Source organism: Acinetobacter sp. 797_lipA (assembly GCF_058243025.1).
The window spans coordinates 2,765,880-2,781,795 of record NZ_JBZAYQ010000001.1; the positions used below are offsets into that span (position 1 = coordinate 2,765,880).

The following is a 15,916-nucleotide window of genomic DNA, read 5'->3' on the forward strand; positions in this document are numbered from 1 at the left end:
AGATCCAAATTAAGGGTTTGCAACAGCTTTAGGTGGAAACAAGCGCTGTTCAAGTTGAGGAAGCATCAGCTCCATATTTTTACCCATCGACCACTGTGGTTCAGACGGTTCAAAACCTTGTGCTGTTTCCCATTGGCTCACAGTCTTTTGTGCTTGGCTAAACGCCGTTTCTATACTGTTTTGTTCACGCATTGCTTGATCAAAAAACGCCCGACCAAAATAAGTATAATCTGCTTCATTGGTACAACCAAAAGACTGACGGTCTGCTGCCGAAGCGGTAATGATCAAAGTATTGTCATTTTGCAGTGCTGGTACAAAGCTTCCAGAGAAGCACGATGAAATAACAATCACACGCCAGCGAATACCCGATGCATCTAAGGTTTCGCGTAACCATTTCGGGTCGACCTGAGTTAAGTCTAAAGGTGCATTTTCCATTTCGAATTGGTTCGGTAAACCATGCGAAGTCATATATAAAAATAACACATCGCTTTCACGGTTCATCTGCTGTCCCATACGACGCAGCGCCATTTCAATACTGTGTTTAGAGGCAATCGGAATTTCTGTTCGTGTAGCAGGGTTATTCACCAACATCATCGAACGGCCCAACGTACCAAAACGCGTATCGAACTGTTCTTTTATTCGCTCGACTTCCGAACGGAATACATCTTGATAACTCGCTCCCGCCACCCCAAGGAAATACCAATGTGACTGGGCAAATTCGCCATATTGCACGGACTCTAGTGCTTTATTGAGTAAGCGACTTTGTGCATAGAAGGCATCTTCTGCAAAGGTTGGTGGCGTTTCTTCTACTTTCCAAATCGGCTGACTGGTCACTGACATTTGCCAAACCACAAGGGTAAACAGCGTGGCCAAGACAATCAGGGCACGCTCCCACCAAGGCCATTTCAGCTCACGCGAAAACACCCACACCACAGCCAAACTCTGCCAGACAAACAATACCATGAATACATTCGGCAGGTAGTCGTAGAAGAAATACGGCAGGACATCAACCATGCCTAAATATTGGATAAAACTTTGTAATAACGCGATATGCGTATCCAACACCAACCAGAGCAGTGCTGGTACCAACATCAAACGCGGATTATTCACCCGTTGAGACAGAAAAATCCCGACAATCAGGGCAATGAAAGGCCAAAGTGCGTAACTAACCAAACCTTGTGGGTTAAAGTCACCGATCTCTCCTGCGCTCAACCAGCTAAATAAAGTATTGGCTGAGCCACCTAAAATCCCCCAAAAAATGAGCTGCATAATCGAAGGATGGACAATTTGCAAAGAGCGTCGTGAACCTAGAAACAACCACATCCCCGCAGTTTGGTTGCTTTTAAAATCATGCCAAAAGTTGATGGAGGGTTTGAAGTCGATCATAAGATTCTAATTAAATTGTGACTTGCGTAGGGACACACTAAGTTTATGCTTGATCAGCATTTTATCAATGATGTTTTTAACTATATAACAAATCTTTGCATACTTTTGAAGCAGTCTTCCACTTCAGTCTAAGCGTTCATGCTGAAAATAGGCATCAAAACGGCATGCATCCCCCAGCCACTGATGAGTAGTTTCTTGATTTGCCAAAAATACGGCCAAGCGAGGACGTTTGACCACCACCCGTTTTGCCACTTTTTGCGCTAAGCCAAGCAGATTATCGCCCAAATCCATCTCACCATCTTCAGGCAATAACATATGTAAAAGTTGCATTTGCTTTTTCACTTGTGCCTGTTTTTTCACCGCTTGCTGATTTTGATCCCGTTGCGGAAACATCGGATCTAGATAAACCACATCGACCGTATTGCCCTGCTCTGCTTGTTGCTGCAGATACTGTGCGGAATCTGAAAAAACCAAGTGAATTCGAGTCACCACAGGGTTTAAAAATGCATCCTGCAAAGCCTGTTCCTTACTTGACTCTAACAAGGTGAATAAAATGGGATGGCGTTCTACCAAAGTGACATTGGCGCCCAAATATGCCATGAGCAGTGAATCATGCCCAAGCCCTGCCGTTGCATCAATGAGCTTAGGTTTTTCAGTCAAGTAGCAAGCACGAGCAATCATTTCAGACTTTAACGACGCACGCTTTAAACGTGGAACTTCAGCTTTCCAATCCGGCTGCATTTTCATGCCATTGGCACAAAGCCAAAGCCCATCGGCATCGGCACACAGACCCAGTTCAGGATGAAAACGGAAGAAACGTGCATTTAACTTTTCGGCGACTTCGATGCTGACCTCGACACCGCGAGAAAAAAGCACAGCAACATAGTGCTGTGCTTTTTCTAAATGCTCTTGTTCCACATATAAGCGCATTGGGCCTACCATAACTTCCAACCCGTAAAGGCAAACAGTAGAATCACTAAGCCTGAAGCGATGCGATACCATGCAAAAATCATGAAATCACGCTTCGCCACATAAGCGACTAAAGCACGAATCAACAGTAAAGCCGAGATAAAAGAAACAATAATGCCTGTTGCCAATACGATCCAATCTTGTTGTCCGTCAAACACATGTGCGCTTTGGTATAAATCTAAAAGACCCGCACCAATAATTACTGGAATACCCAAGAAGAATGAAAACTCAGTGGCTGCTTTGCGCGATACACCTAAAAACATCGCACCAATAATGGTTGCCCCTGAACGTGATGTCCCTGGAATTAAAGACAGTACTTGAATCAGACCAATCCAAATCGCATCTTTGATACTCAGGTCTTCAACTTCATGGACGCGCTCTTGTGGTGGATGCTTTTCAATCCAAATAATAATCAAGCCACCTACAATCAAACCAATGGCAATGGCAATATCATTAAATAAAAGCTCTTTCACCGTTTGACCAAATGTCAGACCAATCAGCACAATAGGAATCGACGCTAAAATTAGCCCAATCCCAAGACGCCGACCTTGGGGTTCACCACTAAAAATCCCCGTTGCTGCTCCCCACAAACGTGCCCAATATTCATAAATGACGGCTGCAATTGCCCCCATTTGAATGGCGATCACAAAGACATCACTTTTTTCTTTGGTCCAGAAATTCATGAGTTCTGAAGCTAAAATTAAATGTCCAGTACTCGAAATGGGTAAGAATTCAGTAATACCTTCAACAATACCCATAATTGCCGCTTTGAGCAGCAGTAAAAGATCCATAAAAAACCCTAATTATGCTTTGCCCTGTTCCGGGATTTTTTTCCAAGCGTTATCACGTAAATAGACTGGAAGTGCAAGTTCAGCACTCACCCAGTGTTGTTGCTGTGCATTCTTGCGCGCAATTGTGGCAATATCTTGCGCAGTTGCACTTAAATCTTTGTATTGTATTTGTGATGGATCAATTAAGGTTGCACCTGAACCAACTAAAGTAAACGGTGCACATTCAGTAGCTGCTGCATAGCTTAAAAGCTGTTCTTCATCGACGGCTTGCATGATGCCGTCCGTATCTAATTGAAAACTCGCAATATAGACTTCACTCATACGAGCATCTAAAACTGCGGTGACTGTGGTTAGACCATGCACGCGATATGCGGCTTGTGCGAGCGCTTGTAAGGTTGAGACAGGAACCACAGGCAAATCATGCGACCATGCCAAAGCTTGAGCCACGGCAGCATTAATACGAACGCCGCTAAAAGAACCAGGACCACGACTAAAAGCGATACAAGACAAATCTTCTGTCTTTATATCCAACTGTAAAAACCCTTGTTCAATCATTGGGAGAATCGTTTGCGTTTGTGCTTTTGCGCGCGTATCCAATTGGAAAAAAAGTTCTTTATTTTCATCTACAATAGAGACGGAACACTGCTCATTTGCAGATTCCAATGCCAGCACTTTCATGCACAACCTTAATGATTTAATCTATAAAAACGTGGCTATGATACTCCACTCAAAAGCACTAGGCGAGATGTTCTCAGAACAGAACTAAAAAAGCCTAGAGAAATCTAGGCTGAATGGGAAAAATAAGCTTATAACTGTGCCGGCTCTAAATCGATAAATTGTTTAAAGTGTTCTGCATAATGCAGTGCACTCATTTTCAAACGAGCCTCAGCCGTTTCATCCAAAGTTTTGACCACTTTACCCGGTGAGCCCATAACTAGAGAATTATCTGGAATGACTTTCCCTTCAGGAATCAGCGCATTCGCGCCAATAATACAATTTTTACCAATCACGGCATTGTTTAAAACTACGGCATTAATCCCAATCAGACTATTATCTCCCACAGTGCAACCATGCAACATGGCTTGATGCCCAATCGTGACATAATTGCCAATATTCATTTCAATCCCAGCATCTGTATGTAAAACCGCATTTTCCTGAATATTGGTAAAGTCACCTAAACGAATTTTGCAATTGTCTGCACGTACGACCACCCCAAACCAAATACTAACCTGTTGCCCCAATTCGACTTGACCGATCACTGTGGCATTTTCCGCAATCCAACCATTCCATGGTTGATGCATTGCTTGTGGGGAATGACCTTTAAATTTGTACAACATATTTTTTCCTTAAAATACTCAACTTACTTTGGGAACCGAAAAGTCGGTGAATTGACTAAAAATGGCCACTCTTTATGGTAGCCTAAACCATATTGAAATAATGCAACCAACATCCGTGCTGTCAGCCCCCAAACAATTTCATTTTCCACCCGCATACTGGGAAAATAGAGAGATTGATGGGCAAAACGAACTTCATAAGGCACCGCAGGTACTTCCATCAGCTGTTTAAGTGACGCAAAGAAAATACGATCAATTTCTGTCGGCTGGGCAACCAGTTCAACTTCAGGCGGAATCAGCCCGACCACAGGTTTGACCAGCATACCATTGCGGGCCTTTTGCATCGGCAAATCACCGAGCAGCTGTACATCAAAAGGATTCAATGCGGTTTCTTCATAGGCTTCACGTAAGGCAACCACAATATTACTGGTATCTTGCGGATCTCTTTTTCCGCCAGGAAAAGACACTTCACCAGCATGATTAGATAGGTAAACAGAGCGGCGGGTCAGTAAAACTTTGGGATTGTCTTCATTGGTGATCGCGATTAACACAGCTGCATCTGCCGATTTAATTTTGTTTGAAAACCGTAACTGTTGCTGCAGTATGCGTGTTAATGAATGTTCATCCATTGAACGTCGTCCCCATCATTCTTTTTTTCATCATAGCTGAATTTGATACTGAAAAAAGAGAAATGATGCCAAAATTTAATTTTTAAGTTATGCTGAGTCTGAACTTTATCATTGATGATGAATATGGACTTTTGCAGCAATTGCGGACAAAAAACAACAGAACAAATCCCTCTTGGCGACCATCAATTGCGTCGTGTTTGCACCTCTTGTAGTTCTATTCATTATGTGAACCCTAAAGTAATTTGTGGTGCACTCGCACTTTGGGAAAATAAAGTATTGTTATGCCGCCGTGCCATTGAACCACGTTATGGGCTATGGACCTTACCAGCAGGTTACATGGAGTTGTTTGAAACCATGGAACAAGGTGCTGCACGAGAAACCCGTGAAGAAGCTGAAGCGGAAGTTGAAATTGAACAGCTATATTGCATGTACAATATTCCGCGTATTGGTCAAATTTATGTGCTCTTTAAAGCGAACTTAGTAGATGGAAAATTCGGTGCTGGCGAAGAAAGCATTGAATGTCGTTTATTTGAAGAAGATGAAATTCCTTGGTCAGAACTGGCTTTCCCTAGTGTCGAACATACCTTACGTCACTATTTTGCCGACCGTAAAAGTAATCAATTTAATCTTCATCTCGAAACCCTAGGTACACGCTTAGACCATACAGGTTAATGTTGCCTAATATCAAAAAAAGCCCATCGATGATGGGCTTTTTTTGTGTTTACAACAATATTATTTTGCTAACACCTTATAGCATTCAGCAATTTCAATTGAAACCTCACCCTCACGGAAGTCCGCAGCCGCTCGATTGGCGATGCTATTTTTTTCATAATAGTTATTCAAATACGCTTTATAGATATTGCTCCACTTTACCCCTGCACCAGAAAAATCACTGAGGGAAATATAAGCACTTTCATTAACATTGGCAGACAATAAATTACCGAGATTAACGCGTGCCCCACCAATCACTGTAGAGGTCTGTTTTCCTTCACTATTCACATCACTCACAATATTGGTATTTGCACCAATAACTGCGCCATCAATTTTATCAAAGATAGGATTTGCCAAGAGGATACGGAAGGTTACAGCTTTATTTGAAGTATCTGTCGCACCCAATGTTCCAATTCGGTACTGTACTTGATTGTTATCTGTCGTTAAGGTTGCACCCGTTGTTAGTAGTGGTGTACACGCCGTCGTTTTATTACTAGCGGACTGTATATCAGTACGAATATCACCCGATTCATCAATTGCATGATGTGGGTATAGGATTTTAGACCACGCCTATAAGTGATAATCTACTCCCCAATAAGCATGGGAAATGCTTGTTTTTGGAGTCAACCATGACACGAAGAAAACGTCGTAATCATTCAGCAGAGTTTAAAGTTAGGTGGTGTTTTAAAAAGTATGCTGACATTAAATGAAGCCATTATTGATGTAAAAGAAGGTTAAGTCGAAGGCTTTAAAATGGTTTTCAAGCTTTTTGGAGAAATTGCAACTTCTTCTAAAACCACGCCTTATTCGATGCCTTATTTTGCAATTATTACCTTCAATTCCTACAGTAAAAAACTTACCAATACTTTGCTTGCAGTTTTTAAAAGCAGTGATGAAACTGTCCCAATGATCACTTGCAATTCGGGTGTAGTGAATACCTAATTGTTTAAGCTTTGTCTTCAACCTTTGGACTGTAGCTAAATCTCTCTTACCCCAAACATAAGCAACAATCTCACCTGTTTTTCGATGGTAGGCGTAAATAAGCCATTGTTTATTATTTTTATTTCCAACAAAAGTCCAGAATTCATCTACTTCGAGAGATTCATAATGACTTTGTTTAGGCTGAATTTGATAGGCCGATTCAGTTAAAGTCCGTAAGACTTTACCGATACTAATGCGCTCAACTTCAGCGATATCTCGTATACCGCTGCCTCTGACCATTAACTGTAATATTTTACGAGTAATGCCAGAATTACATCCTAGATAGCTCAGAGCATGGTCACCAATAAACTGACGTTTGCAGTCTTTGCATTGGTAGTTTTGTTTCCCATCTACTTTGATACCATTTTTCTTTATACTGTCACTGAGGCAGGTTGGACATTTGATTTCTAGAGTTATTTGCATTTCTCTATTTTATCAAAATTCAACCTGCTTTTTTTTAGCATACTTTTTGATACACCACCTAAAGTTAAAGTTGCTCTCGCAGCAATTAAAGGCGACCACACACTCGCTGAACTTTCTACTCAATTCGACTTACATCAAAACCAAATCATCGATTGGAAAAATCAACTGCTTGAGCAATCAGTCAATATTTTTTCACGACCAACAGCACAACAAGAACCAGAGATTGACCTCAAAGCTCTACATGCCAAGATAGGACATCAGGCATTGCAAATTGATTTTTTAGAAGGTGCGCTCAGAAAAATAGGGCAGCTGAGCGGCAAAAAATGATCGATAAGACCCATCAACTTTCGGTACGACAACAATCGCAATTGATTCAAATCAATCGCAGTACGTTGTATTACAAGCCCAAAGAGATTTCATCAACTGATTTGAGTTTGATGCGTCTAATCGATGAAATTCATCTCGACTACCCATTTATGGGCAGTCGAATGATACGAGATATGCTACAGCGTCAAGGACATCAAATAGGTCGGCGTAAAGTCCGACGTTTAATGCGCTTGATGGGAATACATGCCTTGTATCCAAAACCCAATACCAGTAAGCCTAATCTTGCACACCGTATTTTCCCATATCTGTTGAAAAACATGGTCATCGATCACTCTAATCAAGTCTGGTGTACAGATATCACGTACATTCCTATGGCTAAAGGCTTTGTCTATCTGTGTGCAATTATAGATTGGCATAGTCGTAAAGTACTGACTCATCGAGTATCGATCAGTATGGAAACAGACTTTTGCATAGATGCGTTGCAAGAAGCAATTGTGAAATATGGTTGTCCAGAGGTGTTTAATACAGACCAAGGCAGTCAATTCACAAGCGAGGCATTTTTGAATGAGTTAAAATTGCGAAATATCCGTATCAGTATGGATGGGAAAGGACGATGGATGGATAATGTAATGATCGAGCGTTTATGGCGCAGCGTGAAGCATGAGGAAGTCTATTTGAAGGCTTACGATACGGTTAAACAAGCGAAACTATCAATTGCTGAATATTTGGATTTTTATAACATGATACGTCCTCATTCAAGTTTGAATAAGGCAACACCAAATGAATTTTATGATCAACATTTACTAAAAGTAATGGCAGCATAATTTAAATATTTAGAGCGGATTTATCACTTATAAAACTGAATTGAGTGGTCTAATTAACGGAACCACATTAGTATTAAGATCTATCCTTGAGTGACTTCATTGCCTGAACTAAGTTATATGCGAGTGATTTTTTGATCAACTGCTGTTGGTCGCAATCCATAGCTTACCGATAAACGGTATTTCCTCTATGCGTACACGTACAATGAGGTAAAATAGCCTGAATTTTTTAATCCTATTTGCGTTAGCATGACTCTAAGCCAATCATTTAAAAAGATAATTTGTGATTCAAGCCTCTCTGTATCTCATATACTACAGGCATTGAATGAGCTCACACAGTTAGTCTATTTACAAAATGTCGATGCACCTGTCATTGCTTTTTTACCCGAGCGTTATCAAGTTTTTCAAAAAAACCAGCACTTTTTCTTTCAACGCACTCAGGATTTTTGTTACATCCACGATGACAAAGAAATAGACATTTCCAGTAATATTCAGCCAAACTCAGAACAAAAAGAAGCATCTTTTAGTGGCGGACTCATTGGATTCGTCAGTTATGATTATGCCGCCCAGCAACACGTTCCTGTTCAAATTAAGCCACAGCCAAGCCTATTTTTAGGTTTATACAGCAGTTATCTACAATGGACTGATGCAGGCTGGCTATTTTGCAGTAGTGATTCACAAGCTGAACACATTTATCGCAAAATTGAATCGTATTTATTCCAGCCATCGGCCTTAAGCCATCCACTCCAACTCGCATCGATCTGCCAAGCACGCTGGACTAAAACCGAATACAAACAAGCCTTTCAGCAAGTACAGGAATACATCAAAGCTGGGGATTGCTATCAAATCAATCTGACACAAGAGTTCACAGCCAAGGCACATGGTCGACTCCTAAGTGCAGTCGAAGCATTTTGGCAATTGACCGATGCACCTTACTCGGGGTATCTCCGTATCGATGATTTTGAACTCTTAAGTTGTTCACCCGAGTTGTTTATTGATTTTCAAGCTCATCGAAAAATCATTACCAAGCCGATTAAAGGCACCATGCCGCGCTTTGCAGATCCAGTCTTAGATGAACAATCTAAACAACGCTTAATGGCTTCGGAAAAAGACCAAGCTGAAAATGTGATGATTGTCGATCTACTGCGTAATGACTTGAGCGTTTACGCAGAAACGGGCTCAGTCAAAACACCTAAACTGTTTAATATTGAAAGCTTTAAGCAAGTCCATCATATGGTCAGCGAAGTCGAAGCAACACTTAAAGCAGAAGTTCATCCCTTTCATGTGCTGCTCTCTGCTCTACCTGGCGGGTCTATTACAGGTGCACCTAAAATTCGAGCAATGCAGATTATTGAAGAACTCGAAGGTGCACCACGTGGAGCGTACTGTGGCTCAATGGGTTATTTTAATTTCGATGGTACTGGTTCTTGGAACATTCTGATTCGTTCCATTCAAAAATTCCAAGATGAGGTTTCACTTTGGGCTGGCGGTGGAATTACCATTGCATCAGAGTGTGAAGCTGAATACCAAGAGTGCTTTGACAAGGTCTCAGCACTGCTTAATTTACTCAATACTTTTGTGCAAACGGACGCTGAATAACCACCAAAATAAAAAAGTGAACCTTCACATCAGTGAAGGTTCACTTTTCAAAGATCACAACTGTTGAAAGTTTATTTTAAAATATCATTTTTCAATGTATCGACTAAGCGTTGATTTTGTTCATCAGTTCCAACCGTGATACGTAAAAACTGGTTAATACGCGGTTTATTGAAATAACGCACAATAATGCCTTGTTCACGTAATTCAGCCGCTAATTCACCTGCATCTTTGCTAGGGAATGATGCAAAGATAAAGTTGGCACTTGATGGCAAAACGTTAAAGCCCAGTGCGGTCAATTGTTCAACCAAATGTTCACGGCTTTGAATTACTTTTTGATTTTGTGCTTCGAAATAAGCTTGATCTTCAAATGAAGCGACCGCAGCAGCTATCGCAAAACGGTCCATTGGATAAGAGTTAAAACTATTCTTCACCGCTTCAAGTGCCGCAATCAAATGCGGTTGAGCAATCGCAAAACCAACACGTAAACCCGCCAGTGAGCGAGACTTAGACGTGGTTTGGCACACCACCAAGTTCTCATATTTTTCCACCAAACTGACTGCCGATTCAGCACCAAAGTCGACATAAGCTTCATCAATCACCACCACTGAATTTGGATTGGCCTGAAGCACTGCTTCTATTGCAGCTAAACCAATATCAATACTGGTTGGTGCATTTGGATTGGTGATAATAATGCCGCCATTGGCTTGTTTATAGTCATCCACCACAATTTCAAAGTCATCATTGAGTGGTAAAATTTTGGTTTTGACCCCAAAGAATTGGCTATAAACAGGATAGAAGCTATAGGTAATATCAGGGTAAAGTAAAGGCAGCTTTTGCACAAAAAAAGCTTTAAAAATATGCGCTAAGACCTCATCTGAACCATTGCCAACAAAGACATTTTCAACAGCAACATTTTGTTGTTTCGCAATCGCCTGCTTTAACGCAGAAGCATCTGGATCTGGATATAAACGCAGTACATCTGCTGAGTTTGCCAAGACTGCTTGAACAGCTTCCACCACTTTTGGTGAGGGTGGATATGGGTTTTCGTTGGTATTGAGCTTCAATAAATTTTGAATTTTCGGTTGTTCGCCTGGCACATACGGTTCTAATGCACGTACTTCAGGACTCCAAAAACGCATTTGTTCTGTAGTAATGTTAAACATTGTCTATCTCATTTATGCACTCAACTTACTTTTATATAAGCCCTCTCCTTCTAGGAGAGGGTTTGGGAGAGGTTTATGATGTCCCAAACTGAATTAAATATTTTCCCCTCTCCTAACCTCTCCCATAGGGAGAGGAACATTCATTACTGAACAAATGAGGGATCTAAATTTATATTATTGATAACGATAACGTGCCGAACGCGCATGCGCATCTAAGTTTTCTTGTTGCGCTAATATATCTGCGGTTTTCGCCAAAGTTTTCACACCTTGCTCAGAGCACATAATCAAACTTGAACGCTTTTGGAAATCGTATACACCCAGCGGCGAAGAAAAGCGTGCCGTACCCGAGGTAGGTAACACGTGGTTCGGGCCTGCACAATAATCACCAATCGCTTCAGGGGTATATCTCCCCATAAAAATCGCACCGGCATGGCGAATATGTTCAGCCATTTCCTGCGCTTCGTCTAGGCAAAGCTCTAAATGCTCAGGCGCCACTTGATTAATCAGCTCAACTGCTTCAGCGCGGTCTTTCACAAGCACTAATGCGCCACGATTGGCAATTGAAGTACGCGCAATCTCCGCTTTAGGTAACGCTTGCAAATGCGCTTCAATAGCCAGTTCTACTTCATTTAACAGCTGTTCATCCGATGTGATAAACACTGCTTGCGCCACAGTATCGTGTTCAGCTTGGGACAATAAATCCATTGCCAACCACTGTGCGTTATTCACGCCTTCAGCATAAACTAAAATTTCAGATGGCCCTGCAATCATGTCGATACCGACTTGTCCGAATACTGCACGTTTCGCAGCCGCGACAAAACGGTTGCCCGGCCCCGTAATCTTATCCACCGCTGGAATCGTTTCTGTACCATAGGCTAAAGCCGCAACCGCTTGTGCCCCACCAATGGTAAAGACACGGCTGACACCAGCCAAATAAGCGGATGCTAATACCAATGGATTCAACTCACCATTTGGTGCAGGCACCACCATAATAATTTCAGGCACACCCGCCACATGCGCAGGCACAGCATTCATCAGTACAGACGACGGATAAGATGCCAAACCACCCGGCACATAAATACCAACGCGATCTAAAGGCGTTACTTTTTGCCCAAGTGTGTTCCCCAAGGCATCCACATAGGTCCAGCCTTCTTGTTTTTGCGCTTGGTGAAACTCACGAATACGGTTTGCAGCGAGCTCTAACGCCTCGCGGACTTCGGTACTCAAACCATCAAAAGCGGTTTTTAATTGTTCTTGGGTCAGTTCTAAATCTGAGAATTGATGCGCGGGATGTCGATCGAACTGTTGAGTGAGTTTAAGAACATGAGCATTACCATGCTGACGAACATCAGCGATGATTTGATCTACGGTTTTTAAAAGTTCTGGGTCACTCACGGTTTCAAAAGCCAACAAATCAGCAAAGACTTGTTTAAAGTTCTGATCTTGAGTCGATAAACGTCGCATCAATTTATCCACAATGAAAATAAAGGGAAGCTTTAGTTTACCTTGTTTCCTGTATTTTGTGGGCAACAATCCTCCAGCTAAACACGGAGTGTAATGAAAAATTACTTTTAACTTCATCGGGAAATGAATGTGACTATGATTTTTAAACTAGAATTATTAAACATGACTAAAAAACAGGCAAAACGAGATGCCCCTCACGGACATAGCCACCTACTTTTCAACGGGGCAATTTAGCCGAATCCAACAGCATTTTTCACAAACCATTACATGGGAAATTGTAGGTGAACAACAGCTGTCAGGTTTTGATCAAGTGCTCAAGCATTGCCAGTCTATCGAACATTATTTTTCGACCGTCGCACATGAGTTCCATATTCAAGCAATTCATGAAACGGGTCATCATGTGATTGTTCAAGGTGAAGCGCAATTTCATGACACCCAGCAGACATCCCGAATTTCTGCTTGTGATGTCTATAATTTTAACAATTTGAATCAACTGGCCCAAATTCAATCCTATTGTATTTCAATCCAATAAAAATATTAAAAAATGAGCAGGTACAAAAAAACCGCCATCATCGATAGCGGTTTCTTTAAACAAAAAAGATCAACTTATTTGTTTTTTAACGCTTCACGTTCAGCGACTGCTGTTTCTAACTGTGCAAGAATTGGGTTTAACAATGCTTGCTTACGTTTGAAACTTGCCTTGTTCACGATCAGACGTGAAGACACTTTACAAATTTCTTCCAAAGGTTCTAAACCATTGGCACGTAAAGTATTCCCAGTATCGACCACGTCAACAATGTAATCGCCCAAACCCACCAACGGTGCAAGTTCCATTGAACCGTACAACTTAATTACATCGACTTGCTCACCTAAGCTTGCATAGTACTGACGGGTTAAGTTTACGTATTTAGTGGCAATTTTTAAACGCCCTTTGGGACGCTCCATGCCAACTTTGCCTGCAGTCATCAGTTTACATACTGCGATTTTTAGATCGAGTGGTTCATAAACGTTTTGTGCTCCATGTTCCATAAGCACGTCTTTGCCCGCAACACCAATATCAGCCGCACCATTTTCCACATAGGTGGGTACGTCAGAAGCACGTAAAATTAAAATACGGACTTGTTTATGGGTGGTTGGGAAAATTAACTTACGTGACTTATCAGGATCTTCCAGTAAGTTAATTCCAGCCGTTTCAAGTAAAGGCAGGGTTTCTTTTAAAATACGACCTTTACTCAATGCCAATGTTAAACCATGATCAAAATTGCCCATTACATCAAAATTTGGATCATCGTTTCTCATATCGCTCATGAACTTACTCGCTTAATTTGGGCGCCTATACCTTGTAATTTCGCTTCGACATCTTCATAACCGCGGTCAATATGATAGATACGATCAATCAGCGTCTCACCATCAGCAGCAAGTGCAGCTAACACTAGAGAGAAAGAAGCACGTAAATCTGTTGCCATCACAGGTGCTGCAGAAAGTTTCTCTACACCCGTCACGACAGCATCATTACCTTCGACCTGAATATTGGCACCCATACGTGACAATTCAGGTACATGCATAAAACGATTTTCAAAAATCGTTTCAGAAATGGTGGCAAAACCACGACCAATGGCATTGACCGCCATAATCTGTGCTTGCATATCAGTTGGGAAATCAGGATGTGGAAGCGTTTGGAAACTCACTGCTTTCGGGCGTTTACCCATCATATCCAGTTCAATCCAATCATCACCACGGGTCACTTCCGCGCCCATTTCTTCAAACTTTTCTAAGACCGATTCCATCAAAGTTGGATCAGTATGTGTGGTTTTTACACGACCACCAGTAATGGCCGCAGCAGCCAAATACGAACCTGTTTCAATACGGTCAGCAACCACAGCGTATTCACAGCCATGTAGTTTTTCAACACCTGTTACCACTAAGGTATCTGTGTCTAATCCTTCAATTTTTGCACCCATCGCGATCAACATTTTCGCAAGGTCCGTAATTTCAGGTTCACGTGCCGCATTACGAATCGTAGTCACGCCTTCGGCCAATGCCGCAGCCATTAAGATATTTTCGGTGCCACCCACGGTCACCATATCAAAAATAACTTCGCCACCTTTCAGACGGCCATCAACTTTAGCGTGTACATAACCCGCTTCAACTTCAATCTCTGCACCTAAAGCTTCTAAAGCTTTTAAATGTTGATCGACTGGGCGCGAGCCAATCGCACATCCACCCGGCAAAGATACTTTTGCACTACCATAGCGCGCCACCAATGGACCCAGCACTAAAATAGATGCACGCATGGTTTTCACCAGCTCATACGGTGCAAACTGATTATCTAGTGTTGAAGTATCCGCAGTAACCGTGTCGCCTTCGTAGGTCATGGTAATGCCTAGACCACCAATCAACTGCACCAAGGTATTTACATCTTTTAAATGCGGCACGTTGGTGAGCTTGGTTGGGGTTTCAGGCAAAATCATTGCTGCAAGCAACGGCAAGGCAGCATTTTTAGCACCCGAAATACGAACTTCGCCTTCGAGCTTAGTGCCACCTTGAATTAAAAATTTATCCATCTAATTTTAAGCTCCGAATAAGCTTGCTTTACGCCATTCTTCTTTAGTCATTGCACGAATAGTCACCGCATGCACTTCGCCACTTGCGATATAAGAATTTAATGGTGCATAAACAGCTTGCTGACGTGCAACAGGACGTTTGCCTTCGAATTGGTCGTCGACAATACGTAAGTCAAACTTTCCGCCTTGCCCACTAACTGCAACTTCAGCTTCAGGAAAAGCAGCTTTTAAAATTTCAGTGAGCTGTTCACTATTCATCACAAAGACCTCTTATAGGACCAACGGTGTAAAAACCTGCCATTTTACTATAAATCTGAAAAATAAATCATAAACCCGCACACTTTATATATAAAAAAAGAGGTTTTAAAAAACCTCTTTTTGCATAAAAATCAAACTAAATGGCGATCGGTTGGTAAACTTGCTGCATTTTACGGTGCTTATCGAGCTGTCTTTTTAGTTTTTCTGATAATTTTTTAATCGACGTATACATATCATCTGCTGAAGCCTGAGCAAAAAATTCAATGCCCGGCAAACGGATAATTGCTTCTGCAATATGATTGCTACTGCCTTTTTTAGTATGTTTATCGACCTGATGATCCTTGGTTAATTTCACCTGCATACTGTTCACCTGATCAATATGCTTGGTCATTTCTGCAAATTTGCAGCGAATGGTATCTTCAATAGCTGGGGTAATGCTCAAATGATGTCCACGAATTGTTATTTGCATATATCTATCCCTCACCTTCATTAGGAT

18 protein-coding genes are annotated in these 15,916 nt (G+C 41.6%); 4 read left to right on the forward strand and 14 right to left on the reverse strand.

Translation table 11 applies throughout. The annotated features are described in order from the left end of the window. Window positions 1-9 precede the first annotated feature (9 nt). The 6 genes from AC4CU2_RS13780 to AC4CU2_RS13805 all read right to left on the reverse strand — a co-directional run bounded on the left by AC4CU2_RS13780 (window position 10) and on the right by AC4CU2_RS13805 (window position 5,109). Window positions 10-1,386: a C13 family peptidase gene (locus AC4CU2_RS13780; protein ID WP_201950125.1), complete on the reverse strand. Its 1,377-nt coding sequence runs from the start codon at window positions 1,384-1,386 to the stop codon at window positions 10-12. A 123-nt stretch (window positions 1,387-1,509) separates the two neighbouring features. Continuing rightward, on the reverse strand, window positions 1,510-2,328 hold the full coding sequence (locus AC4CU2_RS13785; RefSeq protein ID WP_419381117.1) for a class I SAM-dependent methyltransferase: 819 nt from the start codon (window positions 2,326-2,328) through the stop codon (window positions 1,510-1,512). Next, the gene (locus tag AC4CU2_RS13790; protein WP_005400203.1) at window positions 2,322-3,146 is read right to left on the reverse strand and encodes an undecaprenyl-diphosphate phosphatase; all 825 of its coding nucleotides are present in this window, start codon (window positions 3,144-3,146) and stop codon (window positions 2,322-2,324) included. The genes AC4CU2_RS13785 and AC4CU2_RS13790 overlap by 7 nt, the downstream gene beginning before the upstream one ends. A gap of 12 nt (window positions 3,147-3,158) precedes the next feature. Continuing rightward, on the reverse strand, window positions 3,159-3,824 hold the full coding sequence (tsaB, locus tag AC4CU2_RS13795; protein WP_005400204.1) for a tRNA (adenosine(37)-N6)-threonylcarbamoyltransferase complex dimerization subunit type 1 TsaB: 666 nt from the start codon (window positions 3,822-3,824) through the stop codon (window positions 3,159-3,161). Window positions 3,825-3,952: 128 nt separating this feature from the next. Continuing rightward, complete coding sequence (locus tag AC4CU2_RS13800; protein WP_005400205.1) at window positions 3,953-4,483, reverse strand: gamma carbonic anhydrase family protein; 531 nt, start codon at window positions 4,481-4,483, stop codon at window positions 3,953-3,955. Between the two features lie 23 nt (window positions 4,484-4,506). Continuing rightward, the gene (locus tag AC4CU2_RS13805; protein WP_005400206.1) at window positions 4,507-5,109 is read right to left on the reverse strand and encodes an NUDIX hydrolase; all 603 of its coding nucleotides are present in this window, start codon (window positions 5,107-5,109) and stop codon (window positions 4,507-4,509) included. Window positions 5,110-5,232: 123 nt separating this feature from the next. Here AC4CU2_RS13805 and AC4CU2_RS13810 point away from each other — a divergent pair, with 123 nt between their 5' ends. Next, the gene (locus AC4CU2_RS13810; protein ID WP_010325974.1) at window positions 5,233-5,781 is read left to right on the forward strand and encodes an NUDIX hydrolase; all 549 of its coding nucleotides are present in this window, start codon (window positions 5,233-5,235) and stop codon (window positions 5,779-5,781) included. A gap of 60 nt (window positions 5,782-5,841) precedes the next feature. Here the strand turns inward: AC4CU2_RS13810 and AC4CU2_RS13815 are convergent, their stop codons facing one another. Together AC4CU2_RS13815 and AC4CU2_RS13820 are read right to left on the reverse strand one after the other, a co-directional pair. Then, window positions 5,842-6,225, reverse strand: a complete 384-nt coding sequence (locus AC4CU2_RS13815) for a hypothetical protein (protein WP_279042882.1) — start codon at window positions 6,223-6,225, stop codon at window positions 5,842-5,844. 297 nt (window positions 6,226-6,522) lie between these two features. Then, a complete protein-coding gene (locus AC4CU2_RS13820) occupies window positions 6,523-7,224 on the reverse strand; it encodes an IS1 family transposase (protein ID WP_004841207.1) in 702 nt (233 codons plus the stop codon). Between the two features lie 24 nt (window positions 7,225-7,248). Here AC4CU2_RS13820 and AC4CU2_RS13825 point away from each other — a divergent pair. Both AC4CU2_RS13825 and AC4CU2_RS13830 read left to right on the forward strand, forming a co-directional pair. Further along, a protein-coding gene (locus AC4CU2_RS13825; protein WP_490769238.1) for an IS3-like element ISAcsp5 family transposase occupies window positions 7,249-8,375 on the forward strand; the annotation gives its coding sequence in 2 pieces (ribosomal slippage) (window positions 7,249-7,507 and window positions 7,507-8,375; 1,128 coding nt in all). A gap of 246 nt (window positions 8,376-8,621) precedes the next feature. Further along, window positions 8,622-9,971: an anthranilate synthase component I family protein gene (locus AC4CU2_RS13830; RefSeq protein WP_005400209.1), complete on the forward strand. Its 1,350-nt coding sequence runs from the start codon at window positions 8,622-8,624 to the stop codon at window positions 9,969-9,971. Between the two features lie 71 nt (window positions 9,972-10,042). Here AC4CU2_RS13830 and hisC read toward each other — a convergent pair whose 3' ends face one another. Both hisC and hisD read right to left on the reverse strand, forming a co-directional pair. Next, complete coding sequence (gene hisC / locus AC4CU2_RS13835) at window positions 10,043-11,134, reverse strand: histidinol-phosphate transaminase (protein ID WP_005400210.1); 1,092 nt, start codon at window positions 11,132-11,134, stop codon at window positions 10,043-10,045. Window positions 11,135-11,308: 174 nt separating this feature from the next. Then, the gene (gene hisD, locus AC4CU2_RS13840; protein ID WP_171054223.1) at window positions 11,309-12,610 is read right to left on the reverse strand and encodes a histidinol dehydrogenase; all 1,302 of its coding nucleotides are present in this window, start codon (window positions 12,608-12,610) and stop codon (window positions 11,309-11,311) included. A 175-nt stretch (window positions 12,611-12,785) separates the two neighbouring features. Between hisD and AC4CU2_RS13845 the strand changes: the two genes are divergently transcribed. Then, window positions 12,786-13,130, forward strand: coding sequence for a nuclear transport factor 2 family protein (locus AC4CU2_RS13845; RefSeq protein WP_005400212.1), 345 nt, complete (start codon window positions 12,786-12,788; stop codon window positions 13,128-13,130). A 74-nt stretch (window positions 13,131-13,204) separates the two neighbouring features. On the opposite strand, the gene hisG is transcribed toward AC4CU2_RS13845, so the two are convergent. From hisG to hpf, 4 genes are all read right to left on the reverse strand, one after another. Continuing rightward, complete coding sequence (gene hisG, locus AC4CU2_RS13850; protein ID WP_004984172.1) at window positions 13,205-13,906, reverse strand: ATP phosphoribosyltransferase; 702 nt, start codon at window positions 13,904-13,906, stop codon at window positions 13,205-13,207. Further along, window positions 13,903-15,162 carry a UDP-N-acetylglucosamine 1-carboxyvinyltransferase gene (gene murA / locus AC4CU2_RS13855; RefSeq protein WP_005400214.1) on the reverse strand — a complete coding sequence of 420 codons (1,260 nt, stop codon included), beginning with the start codon at window positions 15,160-15,162 and terminating at the stop codon, window positions 13,903-13,905. The genes hisG and murA overlap by 4 nt, the downstream gene beginning before the upstream one ends. Window positions 15,163-15,168: 6 nt before the next feature. After that, window positions 15,169-15,420 (reverse strand): BolA family iron metabolism protein IbaG, encoded by a 252-nt coding sequence (gene ibaG / locus AC4CU2_RS13860; protein ID WP_004695019.1) that lies wholly within the window; start codon window positions 15,418-15,420, stop codon window positions 15,169-15,171. 136 nt (window positions 15,421-15,556) lie between these two features. Then, entirely contained in the window at window positions 15,557-15,889 is a 333-nt protein-coding gene (hpf, locus tag AC4CU2_RS13865) for a ribosome hibernation-promoting factor, HPF/YfiA family (protein WP_004695021.1), read from the reverse strand. Window positions 15,890-15,916: the final 27 nt, after the last annotated feature.

Bases quoted from the DNA above. Each gene is read 5' to 3' on its own strand.
- AC4CU2_RS13780 (WP_201950125.1), bottom strand. From the start codon at position 1,386: ATGATCGACTTCAAACCCTCCATCAACTTTTGGCATGATTTTAAAAGC.
- AC4CU2_RS13785 (WP_419381117.1), bottom strand. From the start codon at position 2,328: ATGGTAGGCCCAATGCGCTTATATGTGGAACAAGAGCATTTAGAAAAA.
- AC4CU2_RS13790 (WP_005400203.1), bottom strand. From the start codon at position 3,146: ATGGATCTTTTACTGCTGCTCAAAGCGGCAATTATGGGTATTGTTGAA.
- tsaB (WP_005400204.1), bottom strand. From the start codon at position 3,824: ATGAAAGTGCTGGCATTGGAATCTGCAAATGAGCAGTGTTCCGTCTCT.
- AC4CU2_RS13800 (WP_005400205.1), bottom strand. From the start codon at position 4,483: ATGTTGTACAAATTTAAAGGTCATTCCCCACAAGCAATGCATCAACCA.
- AC4CU2_RS13805 (WP_005400206.1), bottom strand. From the start codon at position 5,109: ATGGATGAACATTCATTAACACGCATACTGCAGCAACAGTTACGGTTT.
- AC4CU2_RS13810 (WP_010325974.1), top strand. From the start codon at position 5,233: ATGGACTTTTGCAGCAATTGCGGACAAAAAACAACAGAACAAATCCCT.
- AC4CU2_RS13820 (WP_004841207.1), bottom strand. From the start codon at position 7,224: ATGCAAATAACTCTAGAAATCAAATGTCCAACCTGCCTCAGTGACAGT.
- AC4CU2_RS13830 (WP_005400209.1), top strand. From the start codon at position 8,622: ATGACTCTAAGCCAATCATTTAAAAAGATAATTTGTGATTCAAGCCTC.
- hisC (WP_005400210.1), bottom strand. From the start codon at position 11,134: ATGTTTAACATTACTACAGAACAAATGCGTTTTTGGAGTCCTGAAGTA.
- AC4CU2_RS13845 (WP_005400212.1), top strand. From the start codon at position 12,786: ATGCCCCTCACGGACATAGCCACCTACTTTTCAACGGGGCAATTTAGC.
- hisG (WP_004984172.1), bottom strand. From the start codon at position 13,906: ATGAGCGATATGAGAAACGATGATCCAAATTTTGATGTAATGGGCAAT.
- murA (WP_005400214.1), bottom strand. From the start codon at position 15,162: ATGGATAAATTTTTAATTCAAGGTGGCACTAAGCTCGAAGGCGAAGTT.
- ibaG (WP_004695019.1), bottom strand. From the start codon at position 15,420: ATGAATAGTGAACAGCTCACTGAAATTTTAAAAGCTGCTTTTCCTGAA.
- hpf (WP_004695021.1), bottom strand. From the start codon at position 15,889: ATGCAAATAACAATTCGTGGACATCATTTGAGCATTACCCCAGCTATT.